General features: G+C 57.7%; 20 protein-coding genes. 3 read left to right on the forward strand and 17 right to left on the reverse strand.

Annotated elements, in window-relative coordinates; genetic code table 11:
* Positions 1–717: 717 nt before the first annotated feature.
* Complete coding sequence (locus EJ079_RS10680; protein ID WP_127808962.1) at positions 718–1,839, forward strand: DUF418 domain-containing protein; 1,122 nt, start codon at positions 718–720, stop codon at positions 1,837–1,839.
* Positions 1,840–3,381: 1,542 nt separating this feature from the next.
* On the forward strand, positions 3,382–3,594 hold the full coding sequence (locus EJ079_RS10685; protein ID WP_008874821.1) for a cold-shock protein: 213 nt from the start codon (positions 3,382–3,384) through the stop codon (positions 3,592–3,594).
* Between the two features lie 228 nt (positions 3,595–3,822).
* Here EJ079_RS10685 and EJ079_RS10690 read toward each other — a convergent pair whose 3' ends face one another.
* The 6 genes from EJ079_RS10690 to EJ079_RS10715 all read right to left on the reverse strand — a co-directional run bounded on the left by EJ079_RS10690 (position 3,823) and on the right by EJ079_RS10715 (position 9,725).
* Positions 3,823–4,293 carry a MucR family transcriptional regulator gene (locus tag EJ079_RS10690; RefSeq protein WP_024505385.1) on the reverse strand — a complete coding sequence of 157 codons (471 nt, stop codon included), beginning with the start codon at positions 4,291–4,293 and terminating at the stop codon, positions 3,823–3,825.
* Positions 4,294–5,181: 888 nt separating this feature from the next.
* On the reverse strand, positions 5,182–5,724 hold the full coding sequence (locus tag EJ079_RS10695) for a tetratricopeptide repeat protein (RefSeq protein WP_082826568.1): 543 nt from the start codon (positions 5,722–5,724) through the stop codon (positions 5,182–5,184).
* A 53-nt stretch (positions 5,725–5,777) separates the two neighbouring features.
* Complete coding sequence (sctV, locus tag EJ079_RS10700; protein ID WP_127270994.1) at positions 5,778–7,841, reverse strand: type III secretion system export apparatus subunit SctV; 2,064 nt, start codon at positions 7,839–7,841, stop codon at positions 5,778–5,780.
* 231 nt (positions 7,842–8,072) lie between these two features.
* Positions 8,073–8,963: a hypothetical protein gene (locus EJ079_RS10705; protein WP_127808963.1), complete on the reverse strand. Its 891-nt coding sequence runs from the start codon at positions 8,961–8,963 to the stop codon at positions 8,073–8,075.
* Between the two features lie 117 nt (positions 8,964–9,080).
* On the reverse strand, positions 9,081–9,323 hold the full coding sequence (locus EJ079_RS33855) for a nodulation protein NopA (protein ID WP_224570034.1): 243 nt from the start codon (positions 9,321–9,323) through the stop codon (positions 9,081–9,083).
* A gap of 72 nt (positions 9,324–9,395) precedes the next feature.
* Positions 9,396–9,725: a hypothetical protein gene (locus EJ079_RS10715; RefSeq protein ID WP_081714433.1), complete on the reverse strand. Its 330-nt coding sequence runs from the start codon at positions 9,723–9,725 to the stop codon at positions 9,396–9,398.
* A gap of 1,351 nt (positions 9,726–11,076) precedes the next feature.
* Here EJ079_RS10715 and EJ079_RS10720 point away from each other — a divergent pair.
* The gene (locus EJ079_RS10720; protein ID WP_245463577.1) at positions 11,077–13,188 is read left to right on the forward strand and encodes a hypothetical protein; all 2,112 of its coding nucleotides are present in this window, start codon (positions 11,077–11,079) and stop codon (positions 13,186–13,188) included.
* Positions 13,189–13,730: 542 nt separating this feature from the next.
* On the opposite strand, the gene EJ079_RS10725 is transcribed toward EJ079_RS10720, so the two are convergent.
* From EJ079_RS10725 to sctJ, 11 genes are all read right to left on the reverse strand, one after another.
* On the reverse strand, positions 13,731–14,534 hold the full coding sequence (locus EJ079_RS10725) for a hypothetical protein (RefSeq protein ID WP_024505378.1): 804 nt from the start codon (positions 14,532–14,534) through the stop codon (positions 13,731–13,733).
* A gap of 355 nt (positions 14,535–14,889) precedes the next feature.
* Positions 14,890–15,927, reverse strand: coding sequence for an EscU/YscU/HrcU family type III secretion system export apparatus switch protein (locus EJ079_RS10730; protein WP_024505377.1), 1,038 nt, complete (start codon positions 15,925–15,927; stop codon positions 14,890–14,892).
* The gene (gene sctT / locus EJ079_RS10735) at positions 15,924–16,742 is read right to left on the reverse strand and encodes a type III secretion system export apparatus subunit SctT (RefSeq protein WP_024505376.1); all 819 of its coding nucleotides are present in this window, start codon (positions 16,740–16,742) and stop codon (positions 15,924–15,926) included. Before sctT ends, EJ079_RS10730 begins: the two co-directional genes overlap by 4 nt.
* An 8-nt stretch (positions 16,743–16,750) precedes the next feature.
* Positions 16,751–17,026 carry an EscS/YscS/HrcS family type III secretion system export apparatus protein gene (locus EJ079_RS10740; RefSeq protein ID WP_024505375.1) on the reverse strand — a complete coding sequence of 92 codons (276 nt, stop codon included), beginning with the start codon at positions 17,024–17,026 and terminating at the stop codon, positions 16,751–16,753.
* Between the two features lie 2 nt (positions 17,027–17,028).
* Positions 17,029–17,694 carry a type III secretion system export apparatus subunit SctR gene (sctR, locus tag EJ079_RS10745; protein ID WP_029354851.1) on the reverse strand — a complete coding sequence of 222 codons (666 nt, stop codon included), beginning with the start codon at positions 17,692–17,694 and terminating at the stop codon, positions 17,029–17,031.
* Complete coding sequence (gene sctQ / locus EJ079_RS10750; protein ID WP_095769044.1) at positions 17,687–18,715, reverse strand: type III secretion system cytoplasmic ring protein SctQ; 1,029 nt, start codon at positions 18,713–18,715, stop codon at positions 17,687–17,689. The genes sctR and sctQ overlap by 8 nt, the downstream gene beginning before the upstream one ends.
* Before the next feature lie 89 nt (positions 18,716–18,804).
* Positions 18,805–19,317, reverse strand: coding sequence for a hypothetical protein (locus tag EJ079_RS10755; protein WP_032899688.1), 513 nt, complete (start codon positions 19,315–19,317; stop codon positions 18,805–18,807).
* Positions 19,293–20,651: a type III secretion system ATPase SctN gene (sctN, locus tag EJ079_RS10760; protein WP_024505372.1), complete on the reverse strand. Its 1,359-nt coding sequence runs from the start codon at positions 20,649–20,651 to the stop codon at positions 19,293–19,295. The genes EJ079_RS10755 and sctN overlap by 25 nt, the downstream gene beginning before the upstream one ends.
* Complete coding sequence (gene sctL / locus EJ079_RS10765; RefSeq protein WP_024505371.1) at positions 20,648–21,271, reverse strand: type III secretion system stator protein SctL; 624 nt, start codon at positions 21,269–21,271, stop codon at positions 20,648–20,650. The genes sctN and sctL overlap by 4 nt, the downstream gene beginning before the upstream one ends.
* Positions 21,268–21,954: a nodulation protein NolU gene (locus EJ079_RS10770; RefSeq protein ID WP_250888651.1), complete on the reverse strand. Its 687-nt coding sequence runs from the start codon at positions 21,952–21,954 to the stop codon at positions 21,268–21,270. The genes sctL and EJ079_RS10770 overlap by 4 nt, the downstream gene beginning before the upstream one ends.
* Positions 21,899–22,762 carry a type III secretion inner membrane ring lipoprotein SctJ gene (gene sctJ / locus EJ079_RS10775; RefSeq protein WP_127248569.1) on the reverse strand — a complete coding sequence of 288 codons (864 nt, stop codon included), beginning with the start codon at positions 22,760–22,762 and terminating at the stop codon, positions 21,899–21,901. The genes EJ079_RS10770 and sctJ overlap by 56 nt, the downstream gene beginning before the upstream one ends.
* Positions 22,763–22,766: the final 4 nt, after the last annotated feature.

The raw sequence follows: 22,766 nt of genomic DNA on the forward strand, positions 1-22,766 counted from the left end.
TATTGGTCGAAGCTGACAATAGGCTGAACCGGCGGCAGCGAATTATTTGGGGAGCTTTCAGGCTGCTGTCAGCTACAACTTGCAAGAAAGGGGTCGTTAACAAAGCCAAACGAAGAGCCCCTATGAAACCCGTCCTGACCTCGGCACTTTTGCTCAATGTGACCCCCGGCGGCTGCATCAGCAAATTGATTTGGGAAACAGGCGCGCCGGTTCTAATGACCGACGCAGGCCGAGGTCTGGAACAGCTGGACCAGCGAACGGCGTCTTCGGTTTTTCAGGCAACAGCCACATGGAAGAATATGATTGGCTCGACCATGCGCCGAGCTTTGTCGAACGGATTGGTCGCGGGCGCACCACCACAGATTATGGCAGGTTTACGCCCTGGCCTTGACACCCGGGGTGATCGTCACCGGCGGAGCCGCGGCGTACTGATCGGATATCCAACGTCGCTGAGTCTCTCGTCGGTGCAGTGGATCTCTCGGCTTAGCCATCATGCAAAAAACGACGGTTCCGCGACACCACTTTTCAGGTCCGTGACACAGGCTTTGTGAGCCGATCTGTTGTTCTTACCCCAGGCTAATGGCTGAACAGCTCTGTCGCCGGCTCGATGCGCCAGATGGCGCGATGTTTTGAACCCTTTCACGAGGCGACGGCAGCAGCCGACCGGCTCTCCTATCGCGGCTCCCGCGATCCACACACCCAACAAGGGAATCTACCATGGTAATGAAGGCACCGGTTGCCGACGCTAGGAATGGGTCGGTAGTAGATCGGCTGGTCGGCATCGACCTCGCTCGGGGCCTGGCTGTCTTCGGGATGTATGCCGCCCATCTCGGTCCCGACCCCGGCGAAGGAGGACTAGTCGGGTTTCTGATGGAACTAACCCATGGGCGGCCGTCGGCCCTGTTTGCCGTATTGGCCGGTTTTTCAATCCTCCTGATTACAGGTCGCAAGGCGCCGAAGTCGGGGATAGCCGGTAGACAGGCCATCGCCAGAGTCGCAATTCGTGCCCTTGTTTTGCTCGCGCTTGGCTCAATCCTGGGCTGCCTCGGTACCCAGGTCGAAGTCATCCTAGAATACTACGGAATTTGCTTCTTGTTGGTATTGCCGCTCCATCGGCTCAGCGCATATCAGCTGGGCTTGATCGCTGCCGCTACGGCATTAGTTCTCCCGCAAGTCCGTTCCTCCCTTCTGTCGGTTGCCCCCAACCTCCTCGACCCGGTCTTCAACCTCATGGTCAACGGCTACTATCCCGCGGTGACCTGGGTTCCTTTCCTCATCGCTGGCATGGCCATCGCGCGCCTTAATCTTAATACGCTAGCAGCGCATTGGCGCCTTGGTCTGGCGGGGGTCGCGCTGGCCGTGTTGGGCCATGGGGGATCCTTGCTCGCGCTGAGTTCCCGCGCTTTGACTGAAACTTCCTTGTGGTGGTCTGACGTTGACGGCGCTTTTGAGCCTTCCAAGTCGTCATTTATAGTCAAGTCGTCATGGATAGCCGCACCTCATAGCGAAACGACGCTTTCGATCGTGGGCAGCACCGGTTGCGCAATGATCATCTTGGCGGCTTGCATGCTCGCTGTGGATGCGCTCCCGCGTCTGCGAAAGCTGGTCTGGCCAATAATCGCAGTCGGCTCGATGTCTTTGACGGCCTATGTGCTGCACATTGCGGGAATAGCCTATCTTATGAAGATAAACATTTTCAAAGACGAGAGCCTGTCCACGCTCTTTGGCTTCGTTGTGGTTATCAGCACTTTTGCGGTGCTTTGGCTGCGCGTCTTCCAGCGAGGACCGATGGAAGTACTGATGGGTTGGGTCGCAGATCTCGCGCGTCACATCCGCTGAGCACCGCCGCGCCCCGGCCTCCCGATCACATTACGGACAAGGTGGGGCTTTGTCCAAAGCTTGTTCGCGGCAGGGGAGGGTACTTCCTCCCACCCTGCCGCCTTGTTGATGGAAGCTAAAACGGTCGCGCAGGCGCTAGAGTTGCATCGGCATAATCAGCTTAAACTCGCGAAGTTAAACCCGCGGTTGGTCTATCTCGGCCCGCCTCACCTGAAAGGCTAAGGTATCCGTTTCGGTCAAGGGTTTTAGGGGCCATTTTCGCTGCGCCTTGAGGAGAGCGTTTGCTAGGATGAGGAGCTTTCGCAACAAGATGATGACCTTTGCGGGTTTGCCTGCCGCCTTTAGCGCCTGGTATTTTGCCTTGAGGTCGGGGTTGAAGCGCAGGGCGAAGGCCGGGCATGTAGAGGGCCTGGCGAACATTGGCCCGGCCGCCCCGGATGAAGGCGCGGCCGCTCCATTTTGCCGAGGCCGGCGAGGCTTGCGGCCTTTGGTTCCGAGTTCCGGCATGTCGATGGTGAGTGTGCAGGCGGTGGCATCCGATGCGCCATATGCTGGTCAGGATTTCGCGGCGCTGGACAGCGTCGGGATCGGCTTTCATGAGGGTAAGCATCGTCTGATCGATATCGCTGAGTTCACGTGGATCTGCTTCCAGCCACTCGTTGTTGTGGCGCCTGAGCAAGGCAAGCGGTCAAGGTCTGGCTCTGGTGCTGGCTGCGGTGCGATCCCCGCACGGGCCAGGTGCCGATCGTGTCGACGATCCACCTCGCCGCAACCAGAGAGCTGCTACTCTCTTCCGCTGTTCATTCTGGCCTCTTCGCAATGAATGTCATAAAATCACCTGTCGCAATTAATGGTTTTTGATTTGGCTCCAACAGCTGGCAGATATCGCCTAGAGTTCCGCAGAGAGCGTCGAAAGTTTTGGCCGCCTTCTTCCCCAGCCGCGCCTTGAGTTTTGAGCAGACCTGTCTTGATCGGGTTGAGATCGGGCGAGCATGGCGGCAGGATCAGGAGCCAGTGCCCCTTTGGCCAACCAGTGGGCGGCGCGTACCTTGCCGACAATCTGGGGTTCCGAACCCGACAGTTGGTTTTCAACCCGACAGTGGCCCGCCTCAGAGCAGGCTACCGCCCTTCGGAGCAGGCAGAAGCTAATCGAGGTTCGCGGGTTCCGGTTTGAATGTGCAGGTCGCTGCGCGCCTGATCTTTCGGTCTGGCGGCACATGACAAAAACCCTCATTTTGGCCGACGATACCCGGTCAGGAGCGGGTATCGCAGTCGAGAAGCGACCCGAGCACGTCCACAAGATGGGCCGAGTTTGCAAGGTGTGTCATTGTTTCTGTCAACGTTCGAGCGACAGCGCACGACGAAACGTCTGGCATACGCCTCGTCTGGCACGCGCCTCGCATATGTTGCAGTTGCTGCTGGAGATCAGGCGATCGAGTGGGCCTTGCAATTTTCCGATTTTGCTGCGCCTAAAGTCTCGTGTACAAATCAGGCTGGCGTGAATGGCCTGCCTAAGTTGCGACTTATTACAAAGGAATGGATATGGCGACTGGAACGGTGAAGTGGTTCAACAGCACGAAGGGTTTTGGTTTTATTCAGCCTGACAACGGCGGTCAGGATGTCTTTGTCCACATTTCCGCTGTTGAACGAGCGGGCCTGTCGACCCTTAATGAGGGCCAGAAGATCAACTACGAGGTGGAACAGGATCGCCGCACGGGAAAGTCCTCTGCAGGCAGCCTCAGCAAGGCTGGCTAACGGTCCGGGAAAGCCTTGGCAAGGTTCGTCATCGCCGGAACGCATTGACGGCTCGAAACCCGGGCCGGAGCATGCAAGTTAATGCCGCGGCAGGGATTGCTGGAGCCATCATGAATTACTCTGGAAATGAGGCTCTTGGACGGGAAAGGCGGGGCTCATCCCCGCCCTTTGATTCCGCGCAGATTGGGCCTACGGCTGCTGCGCGTCCGAACGACTGTTGATACGGATTTAGGCTGCGACCTTCTTGCGGGTCCGTTTCGCCGGCGCCGTGGCTGGGGCTTCCGGCTCTTTAGGTTTGCGGCCGAGTCCCATGGTCTTGGCCAAGGCGGAGCGCGCAGCGGCGTAATTCGGCGCCACCATGGGATAATCCGACGGCAGACCCCATTTGGCGCGATATTCGTCTGGGGTCAGACCATAGTGCGTCGCCAGATGGCGCTTTAGCGATTTGAATTTCTTGCCGTCTTCAAGGCTAATGATGTAGTCCGGTTCGATCGACTTTTTGATCGGGACAGCAGGTTTTTTTACAGGCACAGGCTCTTCTGCCGGTATGAGTCCAGCCGTGCCGTTTAGAGCCCCGTGCACTTGGGCGATCAGGGCAGGAAGCTCCCCCGCCGGGACGGGGTTGTTGGAGACGTAGGCTGATACAACATCGGCAGTGAGCTCGATGAGGATGTCGGTCTTGTGGGGTTCTTCTGTCATAAACTTCTCCGGGCAGCTTGAAACACAGTTGGGCGAAGTGTCGCTTCATAGTGGCGGTTGCCGCTGAAAGCAAATGGATCGACGGGTGCGCTGCTCCTCCACCATTGAAGTCTCGGCGACGCATCCCGTCATCGTCCATCGCTAAAGGCAGCGTATTGAATTATGGGAGCGGTCGCGCCCGCCCCACCATAGCGATACAGCAAGACAATCAAAAAAGCCGGTCTTTGCTTGGCCCCAAATCTTTTCTCCTTTCGTGAACGCTGAGCTGCCAAGCTGCTACAGTTCACGTCGCGGGGCAACCGTGCACAACACAGGAGTCGCCCGAGCGATACATTCTTCACTTGCCGCTTATCAGCGCTGGTGATTGCACTTTGCAGCCTGCCTCCGGACCCGCAGCGCTCACGCTGTTGGTTTTGCGCCTGCAGGCGTCGGAAGTCGGATCGCCGCAGCTAATTTCCTCAGGCGGACGAATTCAACAAATCGATTGTTTGGATCGAAGGCATCCACACCATCGATGCCTCTAGAATATGATCCAGCTACAATCACCGTGCTGTAATGGCAGGGACGGCCAGCACAAGCGCGACACGATCCGGCGGGTCCATCGCTGCGTTACGTGGCTACTGCATCGGGCGCTCGGTCGACCGCCTTAAGCCAGGTCGCCGCATTGCGAGACGGTGACCGGCGAGGGAGAGGGCGCTCTGGCAACGAAGCGAGGCGGGTGGCCTTGCGGGTGGCCGCGTGATGTCATCCGGCTCTCCTGCCGATCTCTGCCGGCCAGATCTGGAGCAACTGTTTTGCATAGATATGGCTCTCTTCAGGGGGCCATCTATGATGGGAGCCGAGCGCGTGTTCGAGCCGGGGAACAGGCTGCGCATGCACTGTGCCCACCTATTGCGATCGTGCTAACCTTGGTTGTTCGGACTTGCCGTTAAAGGCAAGCGACAGATTGAAGTTATGCTGCACCATCTGATTGCCTGGCTCGTTTTCGAGAGCTCGCCGATACAGGGCCTGTGCCGCGTCATGCCGCCCCTCAATGTCCAAAATCACGCCCTTCGCATTCAATGCACGTACGTTTCCTGGGGCTGCAACCAAGACGCTGTCGAGCACCTCAACCGCTTCGTGCGGGCGCTTCTGGCCCACCAAGGCATTTGTAAGTCGTATCGCCGCATCAACATTGTCCGGGTGCTGCTTCACCTCATCCCGCAAAGCCCGCTCTTGAACATCCTGACCAACTTCGCGCAAAATGCGTTCGCGCATAGCCGGATCGATTTGATCGGCGCTGAGCAACTCGGGGGAAGATGTCTCCTGCACGGAAAGAGCCGGCTTTTGCCAGCTGGCGCAACCGCCCAAAGGCAGAATGGCGAGTACGGCAAAAAGAAGTGAGTTCCGGCGCAGAAACATAGGCGATGGAGAAACTGTATTACTATTCATGTTATCTCTCAATTATCGGGGAGGCGCGTGGCGTTCAGTTAGGAAAGGTGGGACTACTCTAACAATCCGCTGTTCGATCCGTGCGGGAGTGTGACGGATCCTGCGGGGCGAATTGTAAAGTCGGAGGCGAGGTCTTGATAAGACAGCACGGCGAGATCAACCCCGTTTCGCGTCAGAAAGCCGCGGACGAAACGTCGGACATCCATCGACGTCAACAGAATAGGGCGGGTTTGACCCGGTTCTGCGTTCGAAAGGACCTGACGTATCTGTGATAGCATCGCTTCGCTTTGCCGATCCTCCAGTGCGAGATAGGGGCCTGCATCCGAATCTCGAACCGCGCCACGCATCACATCCTCGCTCTCGCGCTCGACGACCAGGGCGGACACTATGCCCTCCGTGTTGGCATGGCGGTGGCAGATCTGTCGCTTCAAACCAGAACGGACATATTCCGTCAGCAGGGCAACGTTTTGCTCACGCTCGCTCCATTCGGCCAATGCCTCCAACACGAGACGGGTGTGGCGGATTGGGATACCTTCCTCCAGGAGGCGGCGCAGAACATCGGCAATCCGAGGAATCGGCGTCGTGCGTAGCACCTCTTTCACAAGCTCAGAATATTCCTGCTCCATTCGGCCCAGGAAATGTCGGGTCTCTTGGATGCCCACCAATCGCGGTGCGTAGCGGGTCAACGCTGCATGGACGCGCAAGGCGAGGAGTTCGCCGGGAGCCCTATGCTCCGTGCCGGCGCCCGTAAGGGCCTTTGCAGGGGTATGTTCAACCGGGAGTCTGTCCGTTTTCGGCTCACGTCTAAGGGGGACACCGCTCGAGTCGACGTGCGCTACATCGGCTCGGAGCGCCATCTGGTTTGGATCTAAGGCGTCCTGTTCGACTGGCACGCCCTCGACATCAATTCGGAATTGCGATGCAGGCAGCTGCTCGTCAACCAAGACAGGGATGCGAGGAACGATAATGCCCAGATCGGCTGTGACCAGGAGCGAAACGCGCCCAATATGTTTTTGCAATTCGGCTTGATCGACCGCCTGCATAAGATCTGGCGCTAGAAAAAATGCGATCGGGAATTCCTTCGCAGGCGCGGCTTGCTTAGGCTCCGCTGCAGTTCCACCTTTCGCATCGGCAGTGCCGGCGCCCAGCACATCAGCCTTGACAATGCTTACCGCAGCGAACACTGCGGCCAGCATCAGAAAGACGGGGAGGGGAAACCCAGGAACGAACCCCATTACAACCAGGACGCCGGCCGCCAGTCGCAAGGCTCGAGTGCTGGCCGTGAGCTGACTGACCATTTCTGTACCGAGGTTGATCCTCGCCGTCCCAGTCACACGGGTGACGATGGTCGCCGCAGTAATGGAGAGCAGAAGGGCCGGAATCTGCGATATCAATGCATCGCCTATCGTCAGCAGAGTGTAGTGATGCAGTACCTCGCCGAAGGACATGCCCTTGGAGAGCAGGCCGATCGAAATTCCACCCAGCATGTTGATGCAGATAACCACCAGCCCGGCGATGGAATCGCCCTTCACAAATTTCATCGCGCCGTCCATCGCGCCATAGAGTTGGCTTTCCTTCTCCAATTCGGCGCGCCGCCGGCGGGATTCGTTGGCATCGATGTGGCCGTTGCGTAGCTCTGCGTCGACCGCCATTTGCTTGCCCGGCAGAGCATCCAGCGTGAAACGCGCCGCCACTTCTGCCACCCGTTCGGCACCCTTCGCGAGGACCATGAATTGCACCATGGTGACGACCAGAAATATGACGAAACCCACCACGATATTGCCTGAAATGACGAAATCGCCAAAAGTATGAATAATGCTGCCGGCCTCCCCCTCGGCCAGAATCAGTCGCGTCGTTGCGACCGTGAGCGCGAGACGGAATACAGTGGAAATCAAAATAACGCCGGGCAAAGAGGAAAAATCAAGTGGAGTACTGACATACAGGGCAACCATCATCAGCAGTATGGCCAACCCCATATTGAATCCTATCAGGGCGTCGACCACCACGACCGGGATAGGCATGACCATCATCGCGACAGCCAGAAGCAGCATCAACGCAACCATTAAATCCGGGCTGGCCGGCGCACGCTTGATGAAGTCACGCAGGACGTTGGCCATCGAGACACCTTTGCAATCGGTTGAGACTTACTCTGCTGTTACGCCATGAAACGTGGCTTTCGAACTCCGAAGGCGCCTCAGCCTTGGCCAGCGCGTGACCCTGCATGAGAGCCACAAGCAGGCGCGAAATGGCTGGGCAGCAAATGTTCCAACGCAGCCAGCTTGTCAGCACCGAGCGCGGCAGGATGTTTGGCTGGCCATAGAGTGCTGCTTGATGGGGCCTGCGAGCTTTCAATATTGGAGAGCAGCAATGCGGCCATTCCTGCTCAGCAGCACACGGCTGTCCTCAATACGTTCGACCACCCATCCATCAGCCAAAATGGCGCCGACAAAATACTTCTCGCTGTCGATGACAATATATGGTTGGACCCCATGCCACACAGCTTCGACCGCGATTGCGGATGGCGCCTTCTCCTCTTTGATGAGCACTCCGTTCACCAGTGTTAGAGTACCCTTGGTGCGACGATCGAACGATTGCTGAAGCTTCTGCCAGCTGATGACCGATTCAGACGTGACGGTGCCTTCGGCGGTCACAACACCCTTTGCCGACCCAATCTTGACGTCGAGAAGACCCGCTCGATCGACTTCCTCCTGCAGCTCTTGGGCCGCTGCCTCCGTAAGTTCATTGTCAGCGCGGTGACTGATCGTTCTGGACGCGACTTCAGCCCGAAGTGAATTGGGGCTCGATCCACTTGCATTGCCAAGATAGGAGATCGTGCCTGAAAGCGCGCCGATCCCGAGTGAGCTGATTATGACCATGGCGAGCACACCGATCGGTAGGCGCGGTATGCCGGTCGAACCAGGCGGCTCTGCATCCTGCACGGACAAAGCAATGGACATCTCGCCTAGGAGCAGGACGACAGGAAGGGGCACAACAACGGACTGGCCTGCGGCGATATTCCGGTTGCCCTCGATACTGATTCCGGGTGCAAGCGCCTCCAGTTCGATCGACTTGCCAAGAAGAGTTACACGAAGGTGATGCGGTGCCAGTCCCTGCTCGACAAAGACCAAATCGGCATCGAAGCCGCTGCCGATTAAACACTTTTGAAGATCCGTCTTGCCGGTCAGACCGCAATAGTGCCCCGAACGCACTTCGAAACGGAGGGAAACGGCGTCATCCACAGAGCATCTCTCAAACAGGATAGAAGCCGCATGGCAATTGCCATGCGGCTCATTTCGGGACTACGTCGCGTCAATAAGGAGACGCGCTAGGGGGCAGTCTAAAACCCGCCTCCGACATTACGAAACGCGTTCGTCGGCGGCCTTCTTGATGGTCTGGAGATTGGTCGTTAGAGTGCGCAACTGGACACTCCTTTTCGTCGCCTCCAAGCTAACATTGGTTAGTTCCTGCACTTGCGCCTGAAAAGCAGTAGCATCAGCTCCGCTTGTATTGCCGGGAGTGCCACTGTTAGTTTTATCGGTATTGCCGGCGCTACTGGTATTGGTATTGCCTGATTTTTTATTATTATCAACTGCAGCCATGATCATTCCTTTTTCTGTTGGAGTTGTGCCGTCAATAACGGCCTGTATGACCTCACGCCGGATTTTCCCGCGTCAGGCATCTTCTGTGTCATCCAAAGCTTCATCGGCCTCAGCCATCGCATCGTTCGCGAATTGGAACGCGAACGATCGCAGGATACTTTGGAAGGCTTCACTTTGTGCTGCAGACTGTGAGTTGTCTTGAAGTTGATCATTTGAAACGGTCCGGTTATCCGCCCGATCGTTCCCGCCAGCTGCCTTGCCATCATTCCCACCAGCTGGCTTGCCATCATTGCCATCAGCCGGCTTGCCATCACCAGAATGCTCGGATTTCGAATCCCCATGGCCCTTTCGGATCAAGGAAGTCCCGAGGTTGCCAACTCCACTCCCAATTGCTGCTATCATCAGGTACTCCGGCATTTGCCATTGGCGGCGACGTGTTAAAGGTTAACCTCGATCAAGCTAAGGGCGGGAGCTTTCGAGAACCTGACGGCTTTTGACAAAAACCGGCCAGCGCAAAAACCGTATGCTCTGCAGGATGTTGCTCTCGCATCGAACAGTCGACCACGATCTCGGCTGTTCGGCCAATCCCGCCGTCCACGCATGCCGCGACCGAATGGCAGCCGCAGCAGCTGGTTTGCATCTCGATGCTGTGGTGTCGAACAGGAGGCACGGTCCACGTGCTGCATGACCGCAATGACCGTATTCTTGCTGGCTCCACGGGCGCACGCAACGAGCAGGAACTCGGTCTTTGCATCACCATTCTCTCGCCTGCACATCACGGCCCGGCGCGGTGAGCTCATTGGCCTCGAGAAGGTCGGCGACCGTACGAACATGGGATGGTCTGCCGGCTTTGGGAGGCCGGTGCGGATCCTCTTCTCACCATATCGAAAGCTTGAAGCGGTCGGATTTTCTTGCCCTGTTCGTGAGAACTCCCATCGTCAGCTAATCGTCAGCCAAGCGGTCTATCTAGGCCGGCCGTGCCTGACCTTCGGATCCAAAGGTCCCGTCTCGACACTTTTTGTAACTATAGATCGAAATGGTTTCCCGCGCGATACGCAACGCACACGCTTCTCTGAAGCAAATGTGTGACTTTGTCGGTGGCGAACGAGAGGAGTGACGCATCAATAAAATCGTCAGGCACGTGTCTAGGAAGGGGAGCTGGCCGAGTTGGTCTGATTTCATTCGCTGTTCCTGGAAATCGGCGGACTGAAGCGCTGATAATCTCAGGACATCGATGGCAACGTTGCGAAAGTCCTGTGAGCTCGGGCCAATCTTGGCCTGCTACTGAGAAGCACTTTGGCGGGAACATTACGCCGTCGCGGGTCTGGCTGACCGTGACGTTAACCGAAAGATGCCGCTGGTCTCGTCAGCCGCCAGCACAATAGCAGCACATTCTCGCCTACTACGGAGACGCAATATGAAGGGCATTGGCCGACCACGGAAATCGCAGGCTGAAACTGGAGCCAGCCGCGCGGGGCGGGCGAGCAGTTCCCTTTCGCAATCAAGTCTTGCTGCGGGAGAAGGTGGACAGTCATTCGATTCCGTTGTGGAGCAGATGCGCTCTGGGGACGCCGATAGGAGGCCCTCCTCCCTTCCAGTTGCGCGCGGTCCAGGCGATGCCCGCGAAAGTCTGCCAGGCGCCTCGATTGGCGAAGATCAAATCCTGAACACACCGCCACGTGGAGCCGCTGCGCCACCACGCGGAACCGTAGCGCCACGTGGCGCAGCCGCAAGGCGGCGCGGTTCTCCCTCCATGTCTGAGGGCGAAGCCATGGCGCCGGTCGGTAGCCAACTATCAACCGCGCAGGTGGAAGGCACCAGCTCATCGTCAAATGAAGATATCAGTCCGACACAGCTCAGAATGAACAGTCTTGTTCAACAACTGACTGATTGCGAGGCTGCGGCCAGGAAAACCGACGTTCCCGAGGAGGCGGTGGAGCTGATCAGTCGGGTCGTCGGTGCAGCCTCAGCAATTCTGGAGTACCGCGCTAGCCTGCCTGCGGCTGAGGCGCAGACAATTATGCCAGACGACAAGGTGCGTAGATGTTGCCAGATCGTGTGCGACGCCGCGAATGAAGTAGACCAACTTGGCCTGTCGACGATCACGAAATTGGACGAAAAGACCAAGATAGCGGCAGGTATGGTCGATAGACTCTACTCCTACTCCCAGGCGGACCGGCAGGAGCTGTTGATTTTAAATGTGGAGAACCACCATACGGCGGCAATTAAGTGGTGGGAAAAAAAGGCATGGCGCTCCGAACGACAGCGATCCGCCTGCGCTGCCACCGCTAGCCTATCCAGTGGAACGCCCGTGATGCGGGAAGCCGAGCGGTGCGCACTGCGGCTGCGTGCCGGCTCGGTACTGAGTGTCAGGATCTGGCTGGTCCGTGAGCGGATCGGTCTTGCGCGGGCCAAGATTGAACTGCGGGCGAGCAGGTTCGAGCCAGATTTGAAGGAACTCCTCGTCGGTCGAAATGGAGTGGTGCAGCTGATGGCAAGCGCCGCTCAAGAAGCTCTTCGCGCCCTCTCTTTGGCGAAGGGCATAATGGATGGCAAAACACTCAACGCTCATGATTGCGCGGTTGTAGAAAAAATCATGGAGCGGCTTTCGGATTTTGGATTGGCGTTGCACGAGGTGCATACCAAGCTAAGCCATACCTACCCAGATGCCGGCCTCCCATTGAAACTGTTCGAACGGATCGTGGACGATGCATGGATCACTGCGCACGATGCCATGCACTTGTTGAACCTGCAGTCTCCGCCGTCAGCCATCATGGCGCCACAGGCCCAGGCGGGCGCTGCGATGCCGGCCAGGGCAGGCGCTGCGATACCGGCTGACACTGCTGGTACGGCTGCAGTGTCAGAAGGCACTACAGCGCGAAGGAAAGGGAAGTCAAAGCATAAGTCGGCAGCTCGCGCCGGGACTTCTGCCGCCGGGCAGCCATCAACACCAGTCGCTTCGAACGCCGGCACAGTGCCAGCAGCCAAGGTTCTCGCGCGCTCGGATCAAGTTGCGAGTACACAGGTGAGAGCGCAAGAGGTGGCTGCGAGTTCGTCGGGGGCAGGCTCGACAATCGGGGGCGCCGCGTTGTCAATGGAGGTATTGACGGAGCGGCTCAAACGATTGGACGAACTTTTGCAGTTCGATCTGGCCGGTCAGCAAAGCGTCGTCTCCCAAGTGCGCCAGATGAAGCCTGAGGAGGCCGGTAAGGTCGTGGACGATGTGGCCCAGTACCTGCGAGCCCAGGCCATTGAGATGCAAACCTGTCTCGCCGGGTTGCAGGGGCGTAATGTACGCCTGCTACTCACCTCCACCCAGCTACCCAAAGTGCACGAACGCACAGACCAGCTCAAAGGGTTGCTGAACATGGTGCTGGGACAGGCCAACGCATTGAATGAAGGAAAAGCCGGCATTACGACTGATTGCATGAAGACCTACGCATTTCCGGCGCAAAAATACCTGGAACATTTGTGCAATGCCGACGAATTGATGCCGCCGGAGGCACCGGTCGCGCTGCGTGGCGAGCCAGGAAAGCTGTTTGAGATGAAGCTGCAGCCCAAGATGCTGGTCAATGGTGCGATGCCGAGCCCGATGTGGGTGCACATCCACACGAGTCGCCCCGTCTTGGCCAGAAACTTAGAAGGGCTGGCTGATTCCGAATTCACCGCTTGCCACGTTAAATCCAACGAACAGCGCGGCTACAATCGAGAGCGAGAGGAAGCCGATGCTAGGTCCGGTCGCGAGAAGGTCATAATTCATCGCGGCAAACTCACCCCCGCTTTCTGTAAGTCTTTGTTGACCTCGGGGCTTGGCCGCCAACCACGCAATTCGCGTGCCGAGCTCCCGTCGGCGCAGGCTGCATGACAGGGCACGTACTTTGGGGTCTAGGGCAGAATGCGGCCGGCCACGCTGTGAGTCAGCGAGCATTTCTCCTGGCCAAACCGCGAATGCCGCTGCGCGAGTTGCGGTCCGGCGATTGGAGTCGATCGGCTACCGTCAGGGCCGATTTGCGATGTCGCGTTACCTGCTGTTGACGTGGCGGCGTATCTTGCCTCCCATCCAACTTATCGCCGAGATCGCGCCGCCAAGATCGAGGCGGAAGGTCTTCCTGCGAGCGCGGAGCAGGCATAGCCGATCCGATCGGGATCGGCGCATCGCAACGACCCAACGGTGTGGTGGAGAAAATTGGATTCGGGAGAGCTCGTATCCAAGAGGCGGAGTTCCGGCCCGAATACAATCCGCTCGCAAGCACCCACGATGCGCATCCGCAGTTTATTGTCTGGGAGATGGGCTGGATTGCTCGGCGGCGCTGGCGCTAAGGCGGGGCTGTCGCCGGACAATTAGCATTCACTGCCAACAGCCTTGCAACCGTCACCAGTTGCAAGGCTCGGCGGCGGGTCGACAAATCACATGAAATCGTCGTCGGACCCGCTATCGCTGCTGTCGCTGTCCTCGGTTTTGTGGAGATAGAGTGGAGGTTTGCCTGCACGCTGCCACTCACCGGCACTGTTCTTCGTCCATTTGTCGGGATGCTGCGTAGGGTCAAGCACCAGGTCGCCATGATCCACTTCAACAAACCCCATCGTCTGCGCGCGCGCTTGTGCTTCCGGATTAGCCGCACGCCAATTCAGCAACGGTCGGTCGCCGTCTATCCGAAGTTGATGCTCCAGCAGAATATCGCCCGCATTTTCGACGAGCGGATGGGCGACTTGAAGATCCACTATGGAAGTGACCTCAGTTCGACCAGGAAATTGTTCCCGCCAACTTTCCGATTCGAACTCGTTCATGCTGAATCCGCCTTCCATTCTCAGCAGTCCGGCACTCCGGTCTCCCAATTGGTAACTGAAATATCGCGCGTGCTCCGTATCTCGACGGATGCCATATTGCTGAGCAACGTCCGCGGTGCGCCTGGCTCGTGACGATACGAACTCTGAATACTCTTGAGGATTGTCGGCGATGTGCGTGATTTCATCACCATGAAATTGCCTCACCTGTCTCCTGAAGGAAGTCCTGTTGATCTCCACCACAGGAGGTCGGGAATTGAGGGAGTATGCTTGGGGAGCCGCCGATGATGAGGCGCCGCTACCTTCCGATCCGGATAAGTGCATTCGGGCGAATGTGTCCGCGAACCCTTCGCTTCCTGCATCCGATTGCTCGCCGGCATTATGCGCGCGGTAACTATCGGATGAGCCACCAATTCGACCATACATGACGATTCGTACTCCTATGTTTCGCAACCGAGCTCAAGTTAGCACGGCTGTTCAACATAGGGCGCTTAGTTGACGACTAGCTGACGAGGGCATTCCAACGGCTGCACCAATCAAATCCGTACTGCCGGCCTCAAAACCTCGGACTGCGCCACGCACCGGCCAGCAGAGGCTGCAAGGTCATGCCCGGAGGACTTGCCGTAGTTGCTGGGTGGCAGATCCGAGGGGAGTGATTGCCCCAGGCCCGCGGTTGCGCGGTTGGCCTGACAGAGACACTGGGGCACGGATGGCCAGCCGACATTTGCCACTAGCATGGAGCCAGGTCAGTTTTGAACTGGCAGTCGTGGACTTCCAATGACTAGGCCAAGCCTGCGGCAAAGAATGCTTTCGCGACAGGCTGGAAATATTGCATAGGAACCGCGTGGCCGAGTTTTGTAGTGCCTATCAGCTGACGCGCTAAGACATGGTCATGGACGATCGTCAGGCGTAGTGCCCGCGCCTCGCTCAACACATGTGAAACGCGCTCACCTTCGGCACGGCAAACTAAGAACGGCACCCCGGTTTCACCGCGAACGTAACGCAGACCGATCAGGACCGCCCTTCCTGTTAAGACCAGCGTGGCGCGATGCACGCCAAGCGCAGGCTCGTCGGCCGCCTCCTCGCGGATGCGACGCTGTTCACCTTTCAACTCTGGCGCTCCTTGCTGATCCTTCGACTCGCGCGTCACTTCGGTATTGGTCATGCGCATTTCGCGCAGATACAACGCGCGCTGGAGCAGGAGATCGATCAGTCCGCCGACCAGCAGTGCGCCGGCGCCAATTCCCATCAGCAATTTTGTCTCCATAAAGATGAGGCCAACACAGCCCATGCCGCAGATCGGCAGAGGGACCATTGTCTTCCACATCCCGAGAAGGACAATGGAAAAGGTTGCGCTGAGAACCAATACCTTGAACATGGTCTTGCAGACTTCGACCATGGAACGAGCAGACCCCAAGCGCTTCAGCCCTTCAAAGGGGTCAATTTTCTTAAAGCTGAGCTTCATCGGCTCCAGAGAGAAGACAAATCCACCATTGGCTAGCAGGCTGGCCAAAATCACCGCGGCGACGAGGGTTCCAAGCAGCGGGCCAACAGCCGCGACGGTGAGTTGGACGAGCACAACCAATGCCTGCGGCACCGCGGTATCGAAAGGTAGGCTCTGCAACTTGGTGGCTAATAGGAGCGCTTCCCGGCATTTGTCCTCGATCACGCTGCCTCTTAGCCAAAGGTAGCCGAGCCCAGCGCAAGTCCCGACCGCGCGGACGAAATCGGAGCTACGTGGCAGCTGTCCTTTTTTGCGCGCTTCACTTAACTTCTTCGGGCTGGCGGCGTGTGTCTTCTCTTCACTTGTGTCGCTCATGGCAGCAATTTGTCGAACCACTCCAGCACGCCGTTGGCACGTGTGACCTCCAGTTTCATGCTCTCCACCAGATAGGCAGCGTAGGTGACCATGAGAACTGGAAAGACAATGTTCTTGATTGCCGGAGACAGTTGGCTCGCCTTAAATTGCGGGGCAAAGCGACGCAGCAGCATCATCGATATATCAATCAGTATCAGGAAGAACACGACAGGCCCCGATACCAATAATGCCGTGCGCATTATGCTGTCGAGAAGCCCCAACAACTCCATTGCTCCTGGCCCGCTCAGTGTCGGGTGAAACTGATACACCGGCCAGATCAAGTAGCTGCGGTACAGGACACTGATCAAAGTTTCCAGGCCTCCTGATCCGACGAATATGGCAATCGCAGTGATCCCCAGAAAAACGCCCATCGCGGAAGCCTGACTGTTCGTCGCGGGATCGGCCGAAGCGGTCGGGCTGCTGATGCCGCGTTGGTTGTCGATAAGCTCCCCGGCAGCCTGAAGGCCCCAAAGCGGAATGCCAAGAAAAGTGCCAAGGAGTACACCGACAAAAACTTCCTTGAATCCGAGCAGGGTTAGCTGGATCAGGCGTGTATCAGGATCCAGCGCCGGCAATCCGCCACTGACATGTGCCAGGCATGGTAGTGCGAAGCCAACAGCCAAACAGCCCCGGATCAGCCCACTGATCTGCGAGCGTGTGAATACGGGAAAGATCAGCATGATGCCCATCGCGCGGGCTGCCCCAAGACCTGCCGCAACGACGAGTTCGAGAGCCGTCTGGATCAGAATTTGAATATCGGCCGATGGCGCGTCCATGGGGCGGACTAGTAGCTAAGTGTCATTGCGGGAAACTCGGTGAAGATCTGATCGGCTAGCTCTATGAGCGGGGCGCTTAGCACAGGAGCAAACAGCCCAATCACCGCGACAACGACCAGAAGCTTCACGGTGAGCGGCAAGCTTTCATCCTGGATCTGCGTCGCCGCCTGGAGGATGCCGATGACGAGGCCGACAACCACTGATGCAATGAGCGGCGGTAGAATCCAGATCATGAAAACCACCAGTGATTGGCTCATAAGAGTAATGATGCTGGATTCAGTGATGATCAGCCTCCCGGTAACGTATAACTCAGCACAAGCCCATGCATCAATTTTGACCAACCATCAATGGCAACAAACAAGAAGATCTTGAACGGGACAGATATAACAGTTGGTGAGACCATCGACATGCCCATCGCCATCAAGATAGTTGTCACTATCAGATCTATAACAATAAAAGGCAGATAAAGTAGAAATCCTATCTCAAATCCACGCTTCAATTCCGATAGCAAGAAAGATGGTACAAGTATTGCAAAGTCATCAGGCGTGGCTGCAGCGTGCATTTCCTCTGGCCAGACCTTTTCTGTCGAAGATAGGAAAAATCGCCGCTGCTCTTCATTTGTGAATTTCTTGAGATGCTCGCGCAAGGGCTCACTTCCGGCTTTAGCGGCGCTTACCCAGTCGTCGAATGTCTGATAGTGGAGCTTGGGATCCGACATGCGGTCATAGGTCTGCTCAGCAACGGGCGCACTAACGAACATAGTGAGGATCATCGCCGCGGCGTACAGCACCACATTGGGTGGTATGGTCTGGGTCCCGAGCGCATTGCGGACGAGGAAAAGAACAATTGATACCTTTACAAAGGCCGTTGTCGTGGCAACTGCTAAAACCAGCAGACCGAGTCCGGCGGTAACCGCAAGAAGCGCCAGGATTGTCGGCTGAGCTTCACTCATTGCATGCAAACCCGCCACGCAGCCTGATGCCCAGCTCTTCTCCGATGCGGACAATGTCGCCACGCCCGATACGCTGACCATTGGCCACTATGTCGACCGGGCCGTCGATCGGCCATCCAAGTTCAAAAATATGCCCTTCGCCGGCACTTCTTAATTCCCCAAGAGAAATAGGCCAGCGGCCGCATTCAAAGACAAGCACGATCTCGACATCGTCGAGATCCTTAGTAAGCTCCAGTTGCGATCCGGGTTGTGTCATATGCGCACTCTCCAAAGGACACGGTCGCGGGCGGAAAGGCCCCCGCAAGATTAATTCATCGCCGTCAAGATCCGCCTCGGCGCACAACTGGCCGACAGCTAGGGTGATCTGGCCGCGGCCGAACGGCGCAATATCGGGCAACAATGCATCACCGACACATGCGCTTCGAAGAAGCGCCGCAGGAAGGCGAAGCGTGCCGACCTCTCCTGCAACAATGAGCGGGAGCTCTGGAGGCAGCCCGCCCAGCTGCCGCGGCAACTGGGCAAGCAGTTCGCCTAGCGCGCGAAACGCAGGCGGTACTAAGCCGTCAAGTGGCGTGAACAGGAATAGACGGCCCTTGCCCTTGACCGCGCCGAAAATGATGTCGAGTTCAAGATGAGGAGCCAGCATCGTGGCTTCGCATACCCGCACGAGTTGCACGTTCAGACGCGTCGTCTCCTCCAGTCGAGTGACAAGCGGCTCCAGAGCGAGTTCGAGAATTAGCGAAGCAGTTGGCTCGGAAGGGAAGGCCAAGCCGTTCTGCACTGTCGTGATGAACTCCTCTACGAGCGGGCGCGACAGTGACAAGATGACCGTTTCGGCTCCCACTCTCCAGACGCAGTCAAGCATCGGAATGGCAGCAGGTTCCTGCTGCCAGACAAGCCCTGCCGTTCGCACCGATAGCGGCACCTCGTTGATCCGGCTTTGAAACGGCGTGCGCGGCGCTGCTGTATCATTGAGCCACGAGACAACCGTGTGGGACAGTTTCAGAACTGGTTCGAACATGGCGGGTGTGACCACAGCGCCTATCAAAGACTGCACGGTCGTGTCATTCGGACGACCTCTTGCGACCGTCGAATCCGGTTGCGCGGCATTTAGGCAAGCGACCCCCTCGCATATTTCAGCAGTATCTCATCGTCGGCCTCGATCTCGGCTGCGGCCTCCGAATGAGTCTCGACGGCGCGCCGCACGTCGTCCTCGATTTGTTGCCATTTGTCCCTTGCCGCCGAACATATGACCCATAGCTCCCTCGTCCTGGACGCCGCCATCTCAGCCTCCTCTTGAGCGATTTGGGTATCATCAAGCATCTGCCGTCTGGAATTGATCTCAGCGGCAAGCTGTTCAGTGTGAAGGCGGTGACGGTCGAGCGCTGCGCTAGACAAGTTGTCGAGTGACATCAGATGCTGATAGAGCGCTGCTTCTTTTCTTGAACAATGTTGCTGTATCATTGCAAGCTCCCTAGAGGCATTTTGTACGGCTGAGGCGGCCACATCGCGCTGGGCTTCCTTCTTGGACAGCTCGCCAAGGGCACGACGCTCTTGCATTTCCTTCAGAAGCCGTAACCTCGAAGACTGAATCCAGTTTACGCGGTCAGACGCGACATCCATGCGACCGTCTCCTCGAAATCTGACGCGTCATCTTCGCTCTGGCGCAGAAACTCCCTCAGTTCGTCGATTGACGCGACAGCCCGGTCAGTCAGGGGATCTCCACCTGGCTTGTATTCGCCAACATTGATCAAGAACTCGGTCTCGGCATAGCGCGACAGGAGCTCGCGGAAAATGGATGCTGCCTTGCGATGTGTCCCCGAAACGACTGCATCCATGACGCGGCTGCGACTCTGCAGCACATCAATAGCGGGGAAATGCGATCGCGCCGCAATAGCGCGTGAGAGGATGACATGGCCATCGAGAATACCACGCGATTCCTCGGCGATTGGATCACCCGTGCCATCACCCTCTACAAGCACCGTATAGAAGGCCGTGATTGAGCCCCGCTCACCCATGCCGGCGCGCTCGAGCAGGCCTGGCAGCATGCCAAAAACGGAAGGAGGAAAGCCCCGTCGCGTCGGCGGCTCACCCGCAGCAAGGCCTATTTCGCGCATAGCGCGGCAGAAGCGCGTCAGCGAATCCAGCATGAGAGCAACGCGTAGGCCTTGATCTCGGAAATATTCCGCGAGCGCAGTCGCCATTGGAGCGCATTGCGCACGCTCTACCGCCGAGCGGTCGGATGTTTCAACCACGACGACTGTACGGAGAAGGCCCTCTTCACCAAGATTCCTTTCGATGAATTCACGAACTTCCCGTCCACGTTCGCCTATGAGCGCCACTATGACGACGTCAGCGGCGGCACCCTTTACGATCTGTGACAACAGCGTCGACTTGCCACCACCTGGCTCGCCATAAATCCCGATCCGCTGGCCCTCGCCGCACGTCAGCAGACCATCGAGGACACGGACCCCAAGCGGGAATGGCCGCTCAATCATGCGCCTCGTCATCGGATTGGGGGCTCTGCCATGCAGGGGCCGAGTTTCGACGGTCTTGATTTCGCCTTTGCCGTCCAATGGGCGGCAACGACTGTCGATCACGCGACCGAGCAAATCGCCGCCGACGGGCACCTCACGCATTCGGCCAGTGGCCACGACCTCTGCGCGGCTGGATAGGCCCACCAAGTCCCCGATCGGTGTCAGCAATACACCATCACCCGACAGGCCGATCACCTCGGCCTCGAGCGACAGCCCGGTTCGCGGGTCCTCTAGGAGGCAAAGTTCCCCAATACGAGTGTCTGGCAAGACGGCATGAACCAGTGTGCCGATAGCCCGCGTGATCCGACCGCGCACCGCACGCGTGTCAATTCGCTTGGCCGCAGCCCTCAAAGACGAGATTGCTGGAACGAGAGCTCGAGTGTCGGCGTCAGCGTTATGTTCTGGGACGGGCTTTCTCATAGCTCGCCTTTCTCACAGAGCGTCCCGAAACCAAGGCGCAGCGCGCGCATCTGGGCGTCAAGTCCAAGGTCAACATTGCCGTACTCGCTCCACAGCACGCAGCGTTGCGGCGACAATGTCGGGTCGGGCTCGATCCGCACCCTTGGTCGACCATCCTGGCCGTCGCATCGAGCAAACTCTCGTGCAAGCATGTCGACTTGCATGGGAGAAACATGAAGGCAAACGTCGGCGCCGCTGTATTGACACTCTATGGCGTGACGAACAGCCCTCACCAATAGCTCGCCCGGATCGAAAGCGCCGATAAGATCGCTCAATATTTCCATCACGAGCTGCGGCAATTCCTGCTCCAGAGCCGCCTTTCGTCGCGCGATTTCGGAGATTGTCTCCGCAATCAACCCTGCCATCTCCTCGGTGCCTGCATTCGAGCCCTCCATGTGGCCGCGCGCCCACGCCCGCTGGTAAACCGCGCGTGCCCAGTTTCGAACGCGCTGCCGATGCCGTTCTGCCGCGGCAAGGGCTTGCGCGGCGCTGTGCCAGGTTTCGAGCTCGCTCGCGGGTATCAGTGGTCCGACTGGACGCATCTGCGGCGCTATTGGCCCCTCGGAAAGTTCGACTGTCATTTCACCGGGGTCTCTGTCTCAAAATGAGCTACTACAAGTGAAAGCAATTGGCCGGCGTCGGTCCAATGCTCAGGTGCTGGAGTCTCCGCGGCAGTCCCCTCGGGCAATCGAAGAAGCACGCGGTTACGCTCGGTAGCTGAACTGTCCTGGAGCCAAGCCCCAAGACATGCGTGTCCATCGTATTCGATTTGCTGAGCGAGTTTTTCTGGGTCCGAGATCAGTCTTTTGTCAACAGCATGCAGCAGGTGTCGGATTCCGAATGCGTGTGCCTCCACGCCGATGCGTTTAACAAGGATGGCAAGCTCAGGCTGAGAGACAAACGCGACCAGCGAACGGGCATGCCAGATACTACCAGCAAGAAGGGCCGCTCGATATGGATCATGCCCGCGTAGAAGGTCCGGCCTGCAGCCGATGTGGTTCAGATCCACGTCATCGTTGCCCAGCAATTCTGCCAGCCTTGGATGCAGTCTGGAACACTTCTGCAACTTCACTAACGTTTCGGCCGATAACGCTGGATCAAGACGCGCCGCAAGACGGGTTGGATGGGCCGAAGCCGCAAGCTCGCTCGCGCCCGGAAAGTGCGGACCATCAGGTCGGGCGGTCTGTATAGGCATTGGCAATGAGATGTCACCCACGTCCAATTGCAGGCATTCTTTTGCGAATGGCCTCGACAGCAGAAGCATCCCGGCGCCCCTCGACCTTGGAAACGCCGGTTGATTGCTTGCGCCGACGCGTAACAACGCCGATCAAGAGATAACAGGCCACGCCGAATACGGCTGCGGCAAAACCTGTTACGGTCGCCAGAAGTGGCGCAGGAAGAGGTAGTGATGCTTGTGGCAAAACAGCAGTCGGATCGGGCCGTTGCTCGTGTGCGGACCGTTCTACCGGCACCAAAACCACTTCCACCTTATCGTAGGACAGGCCTTCGATGCTGTCGGCTACAAGCATCTTTATCTTTGGCAGCAGAGCCGCGACATTTGTTTTTGCGTCGTGCCTGATAAACACCGAGGCCGAGGATGGCGTGGCACCGGCTCGCACAAGGTCGTTATGCGGCAGCACGACGTGAACACGTACAGAAAAAACGCCATCGATATCGCTGATCGTCCGCGACAACTCTTCGCTCAGGGCATACACGTAACGGGCACGCTCTTCGGTCGGCGAGGCAATCAGGCCTGATCCTTGGAATATCTCACCGAGGTTCTTGAAGGATTGGCGCGGCAGCCCCTTGGCGTTCAGAAGGTTGATTGAGAAGGCGAGCAGCTTTTCGTCAACCTGGATCGTGCTGGTTCCATCCTTGGCGACCACCCGGATCGCGGCGACCCCGTTGTCTTCAAGAAGTGCGAGCATTTCATTTGCCTCACGCTCTTGCAATTGCGTGTAGAGGTCGGCTTTGCAAGCAGTGAGGGCGACGAGAACTGGCAGCATGACAAGTCTAACCGACCGCCACCCTGACAGGCCACGCATGATTTCGCCCTCGGCCAAGCCAATCATGCGC

Origin of the sequence: Mesorhizobium sp. M7A.F.Ce.TU.012.03.2.1 (assembly GCF_004006095.1) — a bacterium.
In the GTDB taxonomy this organism is placed as follows: domain Bacteria; phylum Pseudomonadota; class Alphaproteobacteria; order Rhizobiales; family Rhizobiaceae; genus Mesorhizobium.